Origin of the sequence: Streptomyces sp. NPDC020917, from assembly GCF_044333795.1 — a bacterium.
GTDB lineage: Bacteria > Actinomycetota > Actinomycetes > Streptomycetales > Streptomycetaceae > Actinacidiphila.
In genome coordinates, this window is record NZ_JBIRRR010000010.1 from 266274 (window position 1) to 283822 (window position 17549).

The following is a 17549-nucleotide window of genomic DNA, read 5'->3' on the forward strand; positions in this document are numbered from 1 at the left end:
CGCAGCCCAGTGCGTTCCAGCCTCGGTGAAGGAGAGCGGTGAGCAGGGCGGCGGACATCCGGCGCCCGACGAACGGTGGGAGGACCGCGTGACGACGGCGAAGGCGGAACGGGCAGTGGAGCACGACCCCGAGCAGGGGTGGCTGCGCCGGCTGCTCGCCTACTGCTGGCGGTACAGGCGCAACGTGCTGCTGTCCCTCGGCGCCTCGCTCGGCGGCATGGCGGTCACCGCCCTCGTGCCCCTCGTCCCCAAGGTGATCATCGACGACGTCATCGTCAAGCACGACAAGCCCCTCGCGCCCTGGGCCATCGTCCTGGTGGTCGCCGCCGTGGTGGTCTACCTCCTCACCTATGTGCGGCGCTACTACGGCGGGCGGCTGGCACTCGACGTGCAGCACGACATGCGCACCGAGATGTTCGGCACGATCATGCGGCTGGACGGGCGCCGCCAGGACCAGCTGAGCACCGGCCAGGTCGTCGGCCGCGCCACCAGCGACCTCCAGCTGATCCAGGGCCTGCTCTTCATGACCCCGATGATGATCGGGAACCTGCTGCTGTTCCTGCTCTCGCTGGTCGTCATGCTCGTGCTGTCGCCGCTGCTCACCGTCATCGCCCTGGCCGTCGCACCCGCGCTGTGGTTCATCGCCGACCGGTCCCGCAAGCGACTGTTCCCCGCCACCTGGTACGCCCAGGGGCAGGCCGCGGCCGTCGCCGGCATCGTCGACGGCTCGGTCACCGGCGTCCGCGTGGTCAAGGGCTTCGGCCAGGAGCAGCAGGAGATGGACAAGCTGCGCACCGTCAGCCGCCGGCTGTTCGCCGGCCGGCTGCGCACCGTGCGGCTCTCCGCCCGCTACACCCCCGCACTGCAGGCCGTCCCGTCGTTCGGGCAGATCGGCATGCTGGCCCTCGGCGGCTGGATGGCCGCCCGCCACCAGATCACGCTGGGCACCTTCGTCGCCTTCTCCACCTACCTCGCCCAGCTCACCGGACCCGTCCGGATGCTCACCATGATGCTGACCGTGGGCCAGCAGGCCCGGGCGGGCGTCGAGCGCGTCCTGGAACTCATCGACACCCGGCCCAGCCTCCAGGAGGGCACCGCCACCCTGCCCGCGGACGCCCCCGCCACCGTCGAGTTCGACCACGTCACCTTCGGCTACACCCCCGACCGGCCGGTCCTCGACGGCTTCGACCTGACCATCGAGCCCGGGGAGACCGTCGCCGTGGTCGGCGCCTCCGGCTCCGGCAAGTCGACGCTCTCCCTGCTGCTGCCGCGCCTGTACGACGTCACCGGCGGCGCCGTCAGGATCGGCGGCAGCGACGTGCGGGAGCTGACCTTCGACTCGCTGCGCTCCGCGATCGGCCTCGTCCCCGAGGACAGCTTCCTGTTCTCCGACACCGTCCGCGCCAACCTCGCCTACGGAAACCCCGACGCGACCGACGAGGAGATCGTCGCCGCCGCCCGCGCCGCCCAGGCCGACGGGTTCATCCGCGACCTGCCAGACGGCTACGACACCGTCGTCGGCGAGCAGGGCCTGACCCTGTCCGGCGGCCAGCGCCAGCGCATGGCCCTGGCCCGCGCCATCCTCACCGACCCCCGGCTGCTCCTCCTCGACGACGCCACCTCGGCCATCGACGCCCGCGTCGAGGCCGAGATCTTCGACGCGCTCAGCGAGGTCATGCGCGACCGCACCACCCTGCTCATCGCCCACCGCCGCTCCACCCTCGCCCTCGCCGACCGCATCGCCGTCCTCGACTCCGGACGGCTGTCCGACATCGGCACCCACGAGGAACTCCAGGAACGCAGCGCCCTGTACCGGGCACTGCTCACCGACCCCGACGCGCTCGGCGCCGACGTCGTCACCCTCGACCCGGCCGGTGCCGCCGCCGCGCGCCACGACACCGCCGGCGAGCCGGCCGCCGCGGACGGCGTCACCCCCGAACTGTGGCCGCAGGAACGCCGCGGCACCGACGCCAGCGGACCCGGCACCCCGTCCGGCACCGCACCGGCCGCCGCGGGCGGACCCGGCCCCGGCGGCATGGCCGGCGCACTCGCCGGCATGCCCGCCACCCCCGAACTCCTCGCCAAGGTCGCGGCCCTGCCACCGGCCGACGACACCCCCGACATCGACGAGGAGGCCGCCCGCGCCGCCGACGCACGCTTCGGCCTCGGCAGCCTGCTGCGCGGCTTCCGCGCCCCGCTGCTGTTCAGCCTGCTGCTCGTCGCGGTCGACGCCTTCGCCGGGCTGCTGCTCCCGATCCTCATCCGGCACGGCATCGACGCGGGCGTCCGCCGCCAGGCCCTGGGCGCGGTGTGGGCCGCGTCCCTGCTCGGCCTCGCCCTCGTCCTCACCCAGTGGGCCGCCGAATGGGGCTCCGCGCTGCTGACCGGCCGCACCGGCGAACGCGTCCTCTACACCCTGCGCGTCAAGATCTTCGCCCACCTGCACCGGCTCGGCCTCGACTACTACGAGCGCGAACTGACCGGCCGGATCATGACCCGCATGACCACCGACGTCGACGCCCTGTCCACATTCCTGCAGACCGGACTCGTCACCGCGCTGGTCAGCGTGCTCACCTTCTTCGGCATCCTCGTCGCGCTGCTCGCCATCGACGTCGAACTGGCCCTGCTGGTCTTCGCCTCGCTCCCGGTGCTCATCGCCGCCACATGGGTCTTCCGCCGCAAGTCGGTGAAGGCGTACGAACTCGCCCGCGAGCGCGTCGCCGTCGTCAACGCCGACCTGCAGGAGCACGTCGCCGGGCTGCGGATCGTCCAGGCGTTCCGCGGCGAGGACCAGGGCGCCGCCCGCTTCGCCGCCCGCAGCGACGACTACCGCAAGGCCCGCGTCCGCGGCCAGTTCCTCATCTCCGTCTACTTCCCGTTCGTGCAGCTGCTGTCCAGCGTCGCCGCCGCCCTCGTGCTGATCGTCGGCGCCCACCGGGTCAGCGCCGGCACCCTGACCGCGGGCGCCCTGGTCGCCTACCTGCTCTACATCGACCTGTTCTTCTCACCCGTCCAGCAGCTCTCGCAGGTCTTCGACGGATACCAGCAGGCCAGCGTCTCGCTGGGCCGCATCCGCCAGCTGCTGCGCGAACCCACCACCACCCCGGCGGCCGCCGACCCCCAGGCCGTCGGCGCCCTCAGCGGCGACATCGAGTTCCGCGACGTCCACTTCCGCTACGGCACCGACGCCGACGCGGCCGAAGCGCTCTCCGGCATCGACCTGCACATCCCCGCCGGGCAGACCGTCGCGTTCGTCGGCGAGACCGGAGCCGGCAAGTCCACCCTGGTCAAGATGGTCGCCCGCTACTACGACACGACGTCCGGCCAGGTCCTCGTCGACGGCACCGACATCCGCGACCTCGACATCACCGCCTACCGGCAGCGCCTCGGCGTCGTCCCGCAGGAGCCCTACCTCTTCCCGGGCACCGTGCGCGACGCCATCGCCTACGGGCGGATGGACGCCACCGACGCCGAAGTGGAGGCCGCCGCCCGCGCGGTCGGCGCCGACGCGATGATCGCCACCCTCGACGGCGGCTACCTGCACCAGGTCTCCGAACGCGGCCGCAACCTGTCCGCGGGACAGCGCCAGCTCATCGCCCTGGCCCGCGCGCAACTCGTCGACCCCGCGATCCTGCTCCTCGACGAGGCCACCGCCGCCCTCGACCTGGCCACCGAGGCCATGGTCAACCGCGCCGCGGACCGCCTCGCCATACGCCGCACCACGCTGGTCGTCGCCCACCGGCTGAGCACCGCCGCCCGCGCAGACCGGGTGATCGTCCTCGACCACGGCCGCGTCGTCGAGGACGGCACGCACGACGCTCTGCTCGCCCGCGACGGCCGGTACGCCGAACTGTGGCGCACCTTCAGCGGAGAGGTGGCCGCGGCGGCCTGACCCGGCGCCCGCGCCGCCGCCCGGCCGACGCCTTCTGCCGTCCGGCCCCGGCTCCCACGCCCGGGGCCGGCCGGCAGGGCGGTCACAGGTCTCTCAGTAGCCGAGCCCGTGCCCGACCGGGAACAGCGCACGCCCCGGGTCGCCGGCCCGGGGGACCGCCACCGGAAGCCGGCCGGCAGGCGGCACCACGCCCGCCACCACCCGCGCGGCGGCCCGCATCGACACATCGGTCCAGCCGTAGGACGCCAGCACGGCGGCCACCGGCGGCAGGAACGCCACGTCGTACGGATTGCGCACCGCCAGGGCGACCACCGGCACCTCCGTACCCGCCAGCGCCTCCACCAGGGCGAGCTGCTCCCGCGAACCCGCCGTCACGTTGTACGTGGCGACCACCACCGCGTCCACGCCCTCGCGCGCCGCGGCCACCGCCTCGCCGATCACCGCCGTGCCCGGAGCGAACCCCGTCGGCAGCGCTCGGGCCGGCACGCCCAGCGCCGTCAACTCCCGCGCCAGGACCGCGGTCGGCGGCCCCCCGACACCGGACGGCGCCGCCGGATCCGCCCCCACCACCAGCACCCGCCGCTCCGCGCCGGGCCGCAGCGGCAGCACCCCGGAGGCGTTGGCCAGCAGCGTGACCCCGCGCCCGGTGATCGCGTCGGCCGCCTCCCGATGGGGGCGCGAACCCACCACCGCGTCCACGCCCTCATGCGTGGCCAACGGCCGCCCGAACAGGCCCCGGCGCAGCTTCAGCCGCAGCACCCGCGCCACCGACTCCGCCAGCCGCTCCCGCGACAGCTCCCCGGACCGCACCGCCGCCAGCACACCCTTGCACGCAGCGTCCAGGTCCGGCGGATCCAGCAACTGGTCGGCGCCGGCCTTCAGCGCCAGCACCGGCACCCGGTCGTCACCGTGCCTGACCCGCACGCCCCGCATGCCCAGCGCGTCGGTGACCACCACCCCGCCGTAGCCCAGCCGTTCGCGCAGCAGGCCGGTCAGGACCGGACGCGACAGCGTCGCCGGATCACCGGAGCCGTCGAGCTGCGGCACCAGGATGTGCGCGGTCATGATCGAGTCGACGCCGGCGGCGATCACCGCCCGGAACGGCGGCGCGTCGACCCGCTGCCACTCCTCCAGGGTGTGCGTGATGACGGGGAGCGCGACGTGGCTGTCGGTGACGGTGTCGCCGTGGCCCGGGAAGTGCTTGGCGGACGTCGCCACCCCGGCTTCCTGGTAGCCGCGCACCTGTGCCGCCGCCAGCGCCGCCACCGCCGCGGGATCCGCGCCGAACGAGCGCACCCCGATCACCGGATTCGCCGGGTTGACGTTCACGTCGCACACCGGGGCGTAGTTCTGGTTGACGCCCATCGCGGCCAGTTCCGTGCCGACGATCCGCGCGGCGGCGAACGCGTCCTCCGCACTGCCGTTCGCGCCGAGCCCCATGCCCCCGCCGAACGACGTGACCGGCGCGCCGATCCGCTCCACCGCGCCCTGCTCCTGGTCCACGGCGATCAGCAGCGGAACCGGGGTGCCCGCGCCCAGCGCGCCCCGCTGGATCCCGTTGGACAGGTCCGCGATCTGGTGCGGGTCACGGGTGTTGTGCGCCCACGCGAAGTAGACGACGCCGCCCAGGTGGTACCGGGCGACCAGCTCCGCCGCGTTGTCGACACCCATGTCGGCGCTGTTCGCGGCGACGTCCGCGGGATCGGGATCGGTCGCCGAGGCGCCGAACACCCGCATCACGAACAGCTGGCCGACCAGCTCCTCCAGGGACATCCGTGCGATCAGCGCATGGACCGTCGCCTCCTCACCGGCACCGGCACCGGCACCGGCCGGCAGGTCGGCAGGGACCGCCGCCGTCGAGCCGGCGGCAGGGGGGACTTGGGAACGGGGATGGGACATGGCGGGCTCCTTCCGGACGCAGCAGAGTGTGCCCGGTCGGTGAAACTATCTGCCAGCACTTGGCCGACATCCGGAAAGTTCCCGCCATCGGCCGGGCCGGCTAGTGCCGCCCCGCCACGTCGAACACCGGCCGGCCCGGCATCCGATCCTTCGGCACCTCGAACACCACCGTCACCCGTTGCGGAGCAAAGCACTCCGGCGGCGGCGCCGGCTGATCCACCCTCAACTCCAACCGGTCACCGGACACCTCCAGAGCCGCCGACGTCGCCGCACTGCACCCCGTGACCTGCGTCCACGCCACCAGCACCGCACGGGAGAAGTCCGTCGCCCGCGCACCCGCCTCGATCGCCCGCGCCGCACCGGCGTCCTGCGCGGAGACCCGCCGCACGAACGCGTCCAGGCCTGCCCGGTCCCGCTCCACCTCGTGCACCGCACCCGGCACCCGGTCCGACACCGAGAAGTACACCACCCGCGAGGCCGCCCCCGCCTGCCCGGTCGTCCCCGTCGACGGGGAGGCCGGTGCCGACGCCGGTACCGATGCCGATGCGGGTGCCGACGCCGGCGAACTGCCCGAACCCGGATCACCGGCGGGGGAGTGCGACCCCGGAAGCGTCCGCACCGGAGCCGACGGCGGCGCATCGTCCGCCGTCCCCTCCTGGCCGCACGCCGCGACCGCCATCCCCGCCGACACGGCCAGCACCGCCGCCGCGACCACCCTGCGCCCCGTCACCTTCGCCATGCCGCTTCGACGGCCCCCGCCCGCCACCGGTTCCACACCCGCACGCCCCAGGTCAGGGCACGGCAACAGGACCAGGAACGGATTCGGGGTCCGGCTCCGGAGCCCGTTCGGCCGCCGGCCCCGCCGCAGGCCCGTCCGCGCCCGCCGACTCCCACTGCGCCCGCAGCATCTCGACCGCCACCGCGATCGACGGCCGCCGCGCCGCTCCCGTCCGCCACACCGCGTACAGACTGCGCACCGGCGCCGGCACCAGCGGCACCACCACGACGCCCTCCGGCAGCGGCACCCGCCCCAGCCGCGGCACCAGCGCGATCCCCAACCCCGCGGCAACCAGCGCCACATGCGTGGCGTACTCCCCGGACTGGAAGGCCATGTCCGGCTCCGTCCCCACCTCCCGCAACGTCCGCACCAGCCACGCATGGCACATCGACCCCGGCGGCTGGCAGATCCACCGCTCCCGCGCCACGTCCGCCCGCGTCAACGACGCCCGCCCCGCCAGCCGGTGCCCCGCCGGCAGCAGCACATCGCACCGGTCGTCGCCGATCACCGCCCGCTCCACCCCCTCAAGAGCGGGCAGCGGAGTGATGTCCCAGTCGTGCGCCACCGCCAGATCCACCACACCCCGCGCCACCAACTCCACCGACTGCCGGCTGTCCACCTCCGTCAGCCGCAGGTCCAGCGCCGGATGCTCCCGCGCCAGCCCGGCCAGCACCGCAGGCAGCAGCCCGCACGCCGCCGTCGGGAACGCCGCCACCGTCAACTGCCCGCCCGGCCGGCCCCGCTGCTCCTCCAGCGCGACCTCGGCCGACTCCACGATCGCCATCAGCTTCTGCGCCGTCGACACCAGCAGATGTGCCGCGTCCGTCAGCGCCACCCCGCGCCCCTGGCGCTCCAGCAGCACGGTGCCGGTCTCCCGCTCCAGCTTCGCGATCTGCTGCGAGACCGCCGACGGGGTGTAGCCCAGAGCCGTCGCCGCGGCACCCACCGAGCCGTGCGTGTACACCGCGTGCAACGCCCTGAGCCGGGCCAGGTCCAGCATGCGTCCGTCCTCCGTTCCTGCTTCCCGGGGGCCCCTCCCCCCACCCCCGCCCCCTCGTGCTGCGTTCTGTTGTGCCCGCCTTGTGCTCGTGTCCCGCTCAGGCCGACTCGGCCAGCAGCCGGGTCAGGTGGTCGCGGGCGGGGCCGAGTAGGCCGGGCAGGTCCGCGGCGCCGGGGTGCCAGCGCTTCTCGTACTCCCAGCACAGCCAGCCGTCCCAGTCGGCGCGGCTGAGCACCTCGACGGTCTCCGCCAGCGGCAGCACGCCCGAGCCCAGCGGCAGCGGCGTGGCGTCGTCGGCCGACGCGATGTCCTTGACCTGGACATAGCCCAGGTAGGGAGCCAGGGCCAGGAAGCTGGTCTGCGGCTGCTCGCCGGCCAGCCAGGTGTGCATCAGGTCCCAGATGGCTCCGGCGGCCCGGTGGCCGACCTGCCCCAGCACCCGGGCGACATCGGCCCCGGCACGGTGCGAGTCGTGGGTCTCCAGCAGCACCCGGACGCCGAGGCCCTCGGCCCGCTCCGCCGCCGCGGCCAGCCGGCGCGCGGCGATCGCGTCGGCCTGGGCGGCGGGCTGGTCGCCGCCACCGGGGAACACCCGGATGTACGAGGCCCCGAGGTCGGCGGCCAGCGTCAGCGCGGTGTCGATCTCCTCCAGTACGGGGCCGTCGTCGCCGGGTGCGGCGACCTTCGCGTAGGCGGCGATCGTCAGGACGTCGATCCCGGCCTTGCCGAACTGCTCGGCGACCTGGGTCCGTTCGGTGGCCGACAGCCCGGTGTGGACCGGGCCTTCGTCACTCGCGCGCAGTTCGACGCCGTGGAAGCCGTGCTCGGACGCCAGCCGCACGACCTGGTCGACGGGCATGGTGGGAACCCCGAGGGTGGAGAAGGCGAGTCTCATTCGGCCGACGCTAGGCACCGCTGTGGACCCGGTCAACCGGGATCACCCGCGAACGATCCCCTTGGCGCGGGCCGCCGCGAGCCATTGCGGGAACTCCGCCGTCAGCTCGTCGTACAGCCGGGCGTCGGATATGGCGCTCGGATCGCTGCCCGCGGCGAAGAATCCGGCGTTGTCGACCACCCGTCTGGCCGGTACCGGAAGCTCGTCCAGGCGGCGCAGGAAGCGGAACTCGTCGTCGCCGAATCCGACGAACTGCCAGAACAGCGGCAGCTCCGCCGCCCGGCACAGGGCTTTCGTGGCCGCGCTCTTGCTGGTGGGTGCGCCGTCGGTCTGGAAGATCACGAACCCCGGGGCCTGTGCCCCGGACCGCTGGTAGTGGTCGATGACGGCGGCCATGGCCTCCGCGTAGTCGGTGCGGCCCATGTGGCCGTAGCCGTCGTGGAGTTTGCTGATCCGCCCGGTGTAGCGGTCGAGCGACACCTCGTCGATGCCGTGGACTCCGGTGGAGAAGAACACCACGGGCACGGTGCCGTCGTCGTCGAAGTGCGCGGCCAGACCGAGGGTCTGCTCGGCGAGGTGCTGGACGGTGCCGTCGCGGTAGTACTTGCGCATGCTGCCGGAGCGGTCGAGCACCAGGTAGACGGCGGCGCGTTCGCCGGACAGGCCGTGCTTGTCCAGGCTGACCGCGGCCTGCTTGTAGAGGCTGACCAGACCGGGTGCGGTCTGCTCCACCTTCTCCAATGAGATGGGCATTGCTTCCCCCCTTGGAAGTCGCCGTGTTTCAGGCGTCGTTGTGTCTTCCGCCGGCCGTGGTGCGGCCGTCGGCCCCTGCGTTCGGGGCGGCGTCGAGCGCCAGGCGCCAGTCCTGGCCGACCAGGTCGTGGCCGAAGCTGTGGTGCGGCTTCTGGCCGACCAGTTCGAACCCGGCGCCCTGGTAGATCTTGCGGGCGCTGCTGAGCACGTCGTTGGTCCACAGCACCATCTGGGTGTAACCGGCCTCCTTGGCGAACGCGATGCAGGCGTCCACCAGCATGCGGCCTATGCCGTGCCCGCGGGCGGCGGGGTCCACGACGAGCAGGCGCAGGCGGGCGGTTCCGGGCTCCTCGTCGCGCATGCAGAACACGCAGCCGACCCGTTCGCCGTCGAGTTCGGCGACCCACGCGGCTTCGGTCCGCGGGTCGCGGGTGGCGGCGTAGTCCGCGACGATGCGGGCGACGAGCGTCTCGTATTCGTCGTTCCAGCCGAACTGCTCGGCGTAGACGGCGGCGTTGATATCGATGGTCCAGCCGAGGTCGCCGGGGCGCGGCGCGCGCAGCACAGGACGGGGTCCGTGCGGGCTGCGGGCGCGGTCGTCGCGCAGTATCCGCTGGACGGTGGCCATGGCTTCGGTGAGGCGGCCGCGGTCCTCGCGCGGTATCTCGCCGACGAGGGTGCCGACGGCCTCCTGGGAGCGCTCCTCCAGCAGCGATGCCGCTTCGCGGCCGCGGGAGGTCAGTTCGATGTGCTGCCGCCGGGCGTCGCGTTGGGAGGGCCGCCGGGTGACCAGTTGCTGCTGCTCGAACTTGGCGAGCATGCGGCTGAGGTGGCCGGCGTCGAGGGACAGCTCGATGCGCAGGTCGGCGGCGTCGGTGTGCGGGCTGTGGGCGAGTTCGTACAGTACGCGCGCTTCGGTGAGCGTGTACGGGGTGTGCAGGTGGCGGCTGTAGTCGAGCGCGCCGATGAGGTTGGTGTAGAAGCGGTTGAACTCGCGGATCTCCTTGACGGCCATGGTCCCCCTCCGTCCGGTCGTGGTCGTGGACCCTCGGATTTCTTTGCCTAAGTCAAAGATAGACCGAGGGGTCGGCGCTGGGGAAGGGGGTGATCGCGGCCTGTGGAAAACTTCAGGAACGGCTGCTCGGCGGGGCCGTGGAGGCCCGGACCATCAGCTCGGTGGCGATGGTGGAGACGCCGCCGGGCGGCGGGGCCTGGCGGCCCATCACCAGCCGGCCGGCCCGCGCGCCGGCCTCCTGCAGCGGAATGCGGACGGTGGTCAGCGCGGGTGAGGCGTCGACACTGAACGGCAGGTCGTCGAAGCCGGCGACCGACACGTCGCCGGGAATGCTCAGCCCGCGGTCCCGCAGCGCCGCGCACACGCCCAGCGCCACCGTGTCGTTCGCGGCGACGATCGCCGTCAGGTCCGGAGTCCTGCGCAGCAGTTCTAGCGCCGCGTCGTACCCCGAGGCCCGGTCGTAGCCGCCGTGCACCGTCAGCCCCGGCGCGTCCGGGCCGTCGCCGGGCGCCGGGCCCAGACCGTGGGCGGCCAGGGCGGCGCGGTGGCCCTCCAGTCGGTGCCGGGTGGTGCTGCGTTCCACCGGGCCGGTCACGCAGCCGATCCTGCGGTGCCCGAGGGAGAGAAGGTGCTCGGTCAGCCGCCGTGCGCCACCCCGGTTGTCGAAGGCGACGGTCGTCGCGCCCGGCGAGCCGTCGGGGAAGTCCAGCGCCGGCCGGCCGCACAGCACCACCGTCGTGCCGGACGCCGCCAGCCGGGCCAGCCGTGCGGTGACCGCGGCGGTGTGCGCCTCGTCCTCCACCGCGCCGCCGGTCAGCACGACGCCGGCCGCCCGCTGCCGTTCCAGCAGCGTCAGATAGGTCAGTTCGGACTCGGGGGAGCCGCCGGTGTTGCAGACCACCGCCAGCTTGCCGCTGCCCGGCCCGGCGCCGCCCGCCCCGATCTCGCCCTGCAGCGCGCTCGCGATGACACCGAAGAACGGGTCCGCGACGTCGTTGACGAGGACGCCGACCAGATCGGACGTGGCCGCCGCGAGAGCGCGGGCCTGGCCGTTGACGACGTAGTCCAGTTCCTCCACGGCGCGCTGGACGCGCTCCCGGGTGCTGCCGGCCACCGGGTAGTTGCCGTTGAGGACGCGCGAGACCGTCGCCGAGGACACCCCTGCGCGCGCGGCGACATCCGCCAGAGTCACTGCCATCGGGGTCCGATCCTCTCGTGCTGGTTCTCGCCGCGGAGCGAGCCCCGGGTGTTCACGCATGGCGGCCGTCCGCGCCCCTGCGCCACCCCCTGTAGCGGGTCATGCTCTCACTGACCGGCCGCCGGCGGGAGCGCCCGTGGCGCGGGTGTGGGGAGGGACTCATCACCGGTGTGTAAGCGCTTTCCCTCAGTTCCTCCATGGCGGCACCTTGCCGGGTTCGCTCCCCGCAGGCTAGCGTAATCAGGAAAGAAAGCGCTTGCTACACCTCAGGGCCCGCCGTGCCCTGCGGCATCGCTTCTCCGTCGCTTCCCCGCGACCGACAGCCGAGGAGAAACCCTGTGACACGCAGAACAGTGCGGATCGCCATGAACGGCGTCACCGGCCGCATGGGATACCGGCAGCATCTGGTGAGGTCCCTGCTCAGCCTGCGCGAGCAGGGCGGCCTCGACCTCGGCGACGGCACCACCCTGTGGCCCGAGCCGGTCCTCGTCGGGCGGCGCGAGCACGCGCTGCGCGCCATCGCCGAGCAGCACGGGCTCGAGCACTGGAGCACCGACCTCGACGCCGTGCTCGCCGACCCGTCGATCGAGATCTACTTCGACGCCCAGGTCACCTCCGCCCGCGAGCAGGCGGTCAGGAAGGCCGTCGCCGCGGGCAAGCACATCTACTGCGAGAAGCCGACAGCCACCACGCTGGAGGGCGCGCTCGAACTCGCGCGGCTGGCGGACGCGGCCGGCATCAAGCACGGCGTGGTCCAGGACAAGCTGTTCCTGCCCGGCCTGCTCAAGCTGAGGCGGCTGATCGAGGGCGGGTTCTTCGGCCGGATCCTGTCGGTGCGCGGGGAGTTCGGCTACTGGGTCTTCGAAGGCGACTGGCAGAGCGCCCAGCGCCCCTCGTGGAACTACCGCGCCGAGGACGGCGGCGGCATCGTCGTCGACATGTTCCCGCACTGGGAGTACGTGCTGCACGAGCTGTTCGGCCGGGTGCGCAGCGTGCAGGCGCTGACCGCCACCCACGTCCCGCAGCGCTGGGACGAGCAGGGCAAGCCCTACGACGCGACGGCCGACGACGCCGCCTACGGCATCTTCGAACTGGACGGCGGGGCCGTCGCGCAGATCAACTCCTCGTGGGCGGTGCGGGTCAACCGCGACGAACTGGTGGAGTTCCAGGTCGACGGCACGCACGGCTCGGCCGTCGCCGGACTGCGCAACTGCCGGGTCCAGCACCGCTCGGCCACCCCCAAGCCCGTGTGGAACCCGGACCTGCCCGCCACCGAGGCGTTCCGCTCCCAGTGGCAGGAGGTGCCGGACAACGGCGACTTCGACAACGGCTTCAAGGCGCAGTGGGAGCTGTTCCTGCGGCACGTGGTGCTCGACGAGCCGTGGCGCTGGGACCTGGCGGCCGGGGCCCGCGGGGTGCAGCTGGCCGAACTCGGCCTGCGGTCCGCCGCCGAGGGGCGCCGTATCGAGGTCCCGGAGCTGTCGCTGTGAGCATCGTGCTGCCGGAGGAGTCCGGCCGGACCCGCACCTATGTGCCGCGTTCCGAACCCCTCACCCATGCCACGGATCTGCCGCTGCGCAGCCGCGTGGTGTACTCCGCCGCCCATGTCGTGGCCGATCCGCTGCGCGCGGCGGCGGACGCGCCCGCCGCGGTCGACTGGGACGCCACCCTCGCCTTCCGCCGCCATCTGTGGGCCCACGGCCTGGGCGTGGCCGAGGCGATGGACACCGCGCAGCGCGGCATGGGCCTGGACTGGGCGGGCGCCGCGGAACTGATCCGCAGGTCCTCCGCCGAGGCGCGGTCGGTCGGCGGGCGGATCGCCTGCGGAGCCGGCACCGACCAGCTCACCGCCCCCGCGGTCACGCTGGCGGAGGTGCAAGCCGCGTACGAGGAGCAGCTGGCGGTCGTGGAGGGCGCAGGATCGCAGGCGGTGCTCATGGCCTCCCGCGCCCTGACGGCCGTGGCCAAGGGCCCGGACGACTACCTGGAGGTGTACGGGCACCTGCTGCGCCAGGCCACGGAGCCGGTGATCCTGCACTGGCTGGGCCCGATGTTCGACCCCGCTCTCGCCGGGTACTGGGGCAGCGACGACCTGGACGCGGCGACGGAGACGTTCCTCCAGGTGATCGCCGCCCATCCCGACAAGGTCGACGGGGTGAAGATCTCCCTGCTCGACGCGCAGCGCGAGGTGGACCTGCGGCGCCGCCTGCCGCAGGGAGTGCGCTGCTACACCGGCGACGACTTCCACTACCCCGAGCTCATCGAGGGCGACGCGCAGGGCTTCAGCCACGCCCTGCTCGGCATCTTCGACCCGCTCGCGCCGGTCGCCTCGGCCGCCGTCAGCGCCCTGGACACCGGGGACGCCGCGGGGTTCCGCGGTCTGCTCGACCCCACGGTGGAACTGTCCCGGCACCTGTTCGGCGCGCCGACGCGCTTCTACAAGACCGGAGTGGTGTTCCTGGCGTGGCTGGCCGGACACCAGGAGCACTTCGCGATGGTCGGCGGCCTGCAGTCCGCGCGGTCGCTGCCGCACCTGGCCCGCGCCTACGAACTGGCCGACCGCGTCGGGCTGTTCCCCGATCCCGCGCTGGCGGAGTCCCGCATGCGCGACCTGCTCACCGTGTACGGGGTGGACGCATGACCGACGGCACCAGCGGCGACCTGGCCCGGCTCAGCCTCAACCAGGAGACCCTCAAGCAGTGGTCGCTGCCCGAACTGGCGGCCGGATGCGCCGCCGCGGGCATCACCCGCGTCGGACTGTGGCGGGCGCCCGTCCAGGAGTACGGGATCGAGCAGGCCGCGCGCCTGATGCGCGACAGCGGCCTGACGGTCACCTCGCTGTGCCGCGGCGGCTTCTTCACCGCCGCCGAGCCCAAGGCGCGCGCGGCGGCACTGGACGACAACCGGGCCGCCGTCGACGAGGCCGCGGCACTGGGCACCGGCACCCTGGTCCTGGTCTCCGGCGGCCTGCCCGACGGCGACCGCGACATCGCGGCGGCGCGGCAGCGCGTCGCCGACGCCATCGCGGAACTGGCGCCGTACGCGGCCGAGCGCGGGGTGCGGCTGGCGATCGAGCCGCTGCACCCGATGTACGCCTCCGACCGCTGCGTCGTCTCCACCCTCGGCCAGGCCCTGGACATCGCCGAGCGGTTCCCCGCCGAGCAGGTCGGCGTCGTCGTCGACACCTACCACCTGTGGTGGGACGACCGGGCTCCGGCCGGCATCGCGCGTGCGGGCGAGGGCGGCAGGATCGCCTGCTTCCAGGTCGCCGACTGGGTCACGCCGCTGCCCGAAGGGGTGCTGCTGGGGCGCGGACAGCTCGGTGACGGGTGCGTCGACCTGCGCGGATTCCGTGCCATGGTCGAAGAGGCGGGCTACAGCGGTGACATCGAGGTGGAGATCTTCAACCCGGCGCTGTGGGCCCGGGACGGGCAGGAGGTGCTGGAAGAGATCGTCGACCGGTACCGCCGCCACGTGCTCTGAAAGTCCTGCGGAAAATTTCCGGTCCGGCGTACAACCCTTCCACGAGGTTGTCGGTCGTACATGTCATCACGGCTCCAGGGAGGGGTCCAGGGAGCCAGAAGGGTAAGTACGCCCGAGGGGGGCTTCGGGGGTATGGGGGGAACGCGAAAGGGGTCCGGCCTGGTGCCGGACCCCTTTCGCATGGCCGCGCACCCGGGTCCCCGCCCGCGTTCCTGAACCGGCCGCGGGCCGGGGCGGAGTTGTCCACAGGCCCGCAAGGCGTGCCCGCCGCGCTGTCCGCGCCGGGCGGTACCTTCGGAACGAACCACCGCCGAAGCCGTGAAGGGAGGCCGGAGATGGGGGAGCCGGCACACCTGTCCGTACTCGAGGGCGTTCTGGAGCGCATCACCTACGCCAACGAGGACAACGGCTACACCGTCGCGCGGGTGGACACCGGCCGCGGCTCCGGCGACCTGCTGACCGTCGTCGGCGCGCTGCTCGGTGCTCAGCCCGGCGAGTCCCTGCGGATGCACGGCCGGTGGGGCTCGCACCCGCAGTACGGCAAGCAGTTCACCGTCGAGAACTACACCACCGTCCTGCCCGCCACGATCCAGGGGATCCGCCGCTACCTCGGGTCCGGCCTGATCAAGGGCATCGGGCCGAGGATCGCCGAGCGCATCGTCGACCACTTCGGCACCGGGACCCTGGAGATCATCGAGAGCGAGCCGACCCGCCTGGTCGAGGTCCCGGGCCTCGGGCCCAAGCGGACCCAGCTGATCGCCGGCGCCTGGGAGGAGCAGAAGGCGATCAAGGAGGTCATGGTCTTCCTGCAGGGCGTGGGCGTGTCGACGTCCATCGCCGTGCGGATCTACAAGAACTACGGGGACGCCTCGATCTCGGTGGTGAAGAACCAGCCCTACCGGCTCGCGGCCGACGTGTGGGGCATCGGGTTCCTGACCGCCGACCGGCTGGCCCAGGCCGTCGGCATCCCGCACGACAGCCCCGAGCGGGTCAAGGCCGGGCTGCAGTACGCGCTGTCGCAGGCCACCGACAGCGGCAACTGCTACCTGCCCCAGGAGCAGCTGATCGCCGACGCGGTCAAGCTGCTGCAGGTCGACACCGGCCTGGTCATCGACTGCCTGGGCGACCTGTGCGACGAGGAGGGCGTGGTCCGCGAGGACGTGCCGGCCGCCGACGGAGACGGGCACCCGGTGAAGGCCGTCTACCTGGTGCCGTTCCACCGTGCGGAGATCTCCCTGGCCGCCCAGTTGATGCGGCTGCTGCGCGGCCCGGAGGACCGCCTGCCGGCCTTCGTCGACGTGGACTGGGACAAGGCCCTGGCCTGGCTCACCCGCACCACCGGCGCCGACCTGGCGCCCGAGCAGGAGCAGGCGGTGCGGCTGGCGCTCACGCAGAAGGTGGCCGTCCTCACCGGCGGGCCGGGCTGCGGCAAGTCGTTCACGGTCCGTTCCGTGGTGGCCCTGGCCCGCGCCAAGAAGGCCAAGGTGGTGCTCGCTGCCCCGACCGGCCGGGCCGCCAAGCGGCTCGCGGAGCTGACCGGCGCCGAGGCCTCCACCGTGCACCGCCTGCTCGAACTCAAACCCGGCGGGGACGCCGCCTACGACCGGGACCGGCCGCTGGACGCCGACCTCGTCGTCGTCGACGAGGCGTCGATGCTGGACCTGCTGCTCGCGAACAAACTGGTCAAGGCGGTACCGCCGGGTGCCCACCTGCTGTTCGTCGGCGACGTGGACCAGTTGCCCAGCGTGGGCGCCGGCGAGGTACTGCGCGACCTGCTGGCCGCCGGCGGCCCCGTTCCCGCGGTGCGCCTGACACAGATCTTCCGGCAGGCCCAGCAGTCCGGGGTGGTCACCAACGCGCACCGGATCAACTCCGGCACGCCCCCCGTCACCCAGGGCCTGCCGGACTTCTTCCTCTTCGCCGAGGAGGACTCCGAGGAGACCGCCCGGCTCACCGTCGACGTGGTCGCCCGACGCATCCCCGCCCGTTTCGGCCTCGACCCGCGCCGGGACGTGCAGGTACTGGCGCCCATGCACCGCGGCCCGGCGGGCGCCGGCGCGCTCAACGGGCTCCTCCAGCAGGCCGTCACCCCCGCCCGGCCCGACCTGCCCGAACGCCGTTTCGGCGGCCGGACCTTCCGCGTCGGCGACAAGGTCACCCAGATCAGGAACAACTACGACAAGGGAGCCAACGGCGTCTTCAACGGGACGGTGGGCGTCGTCACCGCGCTGGACGCCGTCGACCAGAAGCTGACGGTCCGCACCGACGAGGACGAGGAGATCCCGTACGACTTCGACGAACTGGACGAACTGGCCCACGCGTACGCGGTGACCATCCACCGCTCGCAGGGCAGCGAGTACCCGGCGGTGGTGATCCCCGTCACCACAGGGGCCTGGATGATGCTTCAGCGGAACCTGCTCTACACGGCCGTCACACGGGCGAAACGCCTGGTCGTCCTGGTCGGGTCACGGCGCGCCATCGGCCAAGCGGTAAGGACCGTGTCCGCCGGAAAGCGCTTCACGGCACTCGACCATCGGCTGTCCCAGGGCGCAAAATAGGCACTCCGTGCCACATTTCGGCCCGATGGCCGACCCCGAGTGCACACCTGAGTGCCAAATGGGGGACAGTGGACGTAG

General features: G+C 73.0%; 12 protein-coding genes. 5 read left to right on the top strand and 7 right to left on the bottom strand.

Features of this window, described 5'->3' with window-relative positions; all coding sequences use genetic code 11:
* The first annotated feature begins 88 nt into the window (after positions 1–88).
* Positions 89–3892, top strand: a complete 3804-nt coding sequence (locus ACH4TG_RS23005) for an ABC transporter ATP-binding protein (RefSeq protein ID WP_398244301.1) — start codon at positions 89–91, stop codon at positions 3890–3892.
* A 93-nt stretch (positions 3893–3985) separates the two neighbouring features.
* Here ACH4TG_RS23005 and ACH4TG_RS23010 read toward each other — a convergent pair whose 3' ends face one another.
* From ACH4TG_RS23010 to ACH4TG_RS23040, 7 genes are all read right to left on the bottom strand, one after another.
* A complete protein-coding gene (locus ACH4TG_RS23010; protein WP_398244302.1) occupies positions 3986–5791 on the bottom strand; it encodes a glycoside hydrolase family 3 protein in 1806 nt (601 codons plus the stop codon).
* A gap of 100 nt (positions 5792–5891) precedes the next feature.
* On the bottom strand, positions 5892–6530 hold the full coding sequence (locus ACH4TG_RS23015) for a hypothetical protein (RefSeq protein ID WP_398244303.1): 639 nt from the start codon (positions 6528–6530) through the stop codon (positions 5892–5894).
* A 52-nt stretch (positions 6531–6582) separates the two neighbouring features.
* Positions 6583–7569: a LysR family transcriptional regulator gene (locus tag ACH4TG_RS23020; RefSeq protein WP_398244304.1), complete on the bottom strand. Its 987-nt coding sequence runs from the start codon at positions 7567–7569 to the stop codon at positions 6583–6585.
* Between the two features lie 97 nt (positions 7570–7666).
* A complete protein-coding gene (locus ACH4TG_RS23025) occupies positions 7667–8464 on the bottom strand; it encodes a sugar phosphate isomerase/epimerase family protein (RefSeq protein WP_398244305.1) in 798 nt (265 codons plus the stop codon).
* A 42-nt stretch (positions 8465–8506) separates the two neighbouring features.
* The gene (locus ACH4TG_RS23030) at positions 8507–9217 is read right to left on the bottom strand and encodes a vWA domain-containing protein (protein WP_398244306.1); all 711 of its coding nucleotides are present in this window, start codon (positions 9215–9217) and stop codon (positions 8507–8509) included.
* Positions 9218–9245: 28 nt separating this feature from the next.
* Positions 9246–10232 (bottom strand): GNAT family N-acetyltransferase, encoded by a 987-nt coding sequence (locus ACH4TG_RS23035; protein ID WP_398244307.1) that lies wholly within the window; start codon positions 10230–10232, stop codon positions 9246–9248.
* A 112-nt stretch (positions 10233–10344) separates the two neighbouring features.
* Positions 10345–11430: a LacI family DNA-binding transcriptional regulator gene (locus ACH4TG_RS23040; protein ID WP_398244308.1), complete on the bottom strand. Its 1086-nt coding sequence runs from the start codon at positions 11428–11430 to the stop codon at positions 10345–10347.
* Between the two features lie 338 nt (positions 11431–11768).
* Between ACH4TG_RS23040 and ACH4TG_RS23045 the strand changes: the two genes are divergently transcribed.
* The 4 genes from ACH4TG_RS23045 (at position 11769) to ACH4TG_RS23060 (ending at position 17471) form a co-directional block, all read left to right on the top strand.
* Entirely contained in the window at positions 11769–12920 is a 1152-nt protein-coding gene (locus tag ACH4TG_RS23045) for a Gfo/Idh/MocA family protein (protein WP_398244309.1), read from the top strand.
* Positions 12917–14071 (top strand): dihydrodipicolinate synthase family protein, encoded by a 1155-nt coding sequence (locus ACH4TG_RS23050; RefSeq protein WP_398244310.1) that lies wholly within the window; start codon positions 12917–12919, stop codon positions 14069–14071. Before ACH4TG_RS23045 ends, ACH4TG_RS23050 begins: the two co-directional genes overlap by 4 nt.
* Entirely contained in the window at positions 14068–14913 is an 846-nt protein-coding gene (locus ACH4TG_RS23055) for a sugar phosphate isomerase/epimerase family protein (protein WP_398244311.1), read from the top strand. The genes ACH4TG_RS23050 and ACH4TG_RS23055 overlap by 4 nt, the downstream gene beginning before the upstream one ends.
* Before the next feature lie 335 nt (positions 14914–15248).
* Positions 15249–17471 carry an ATP-dependent RecD-like DNA helicase gene (locus ACH4TG_RS23060; RefSeq protein WP_398244312.1) on the top strand — a complete coding sequence of 741 codons (2223 nt, stop codon included), beginning with the start codon at positions 15249–15251 and terminating at the stop codon, positions 17469–17471.
* Positions 17472–17549: the final 78 nt, after the last annotated feature.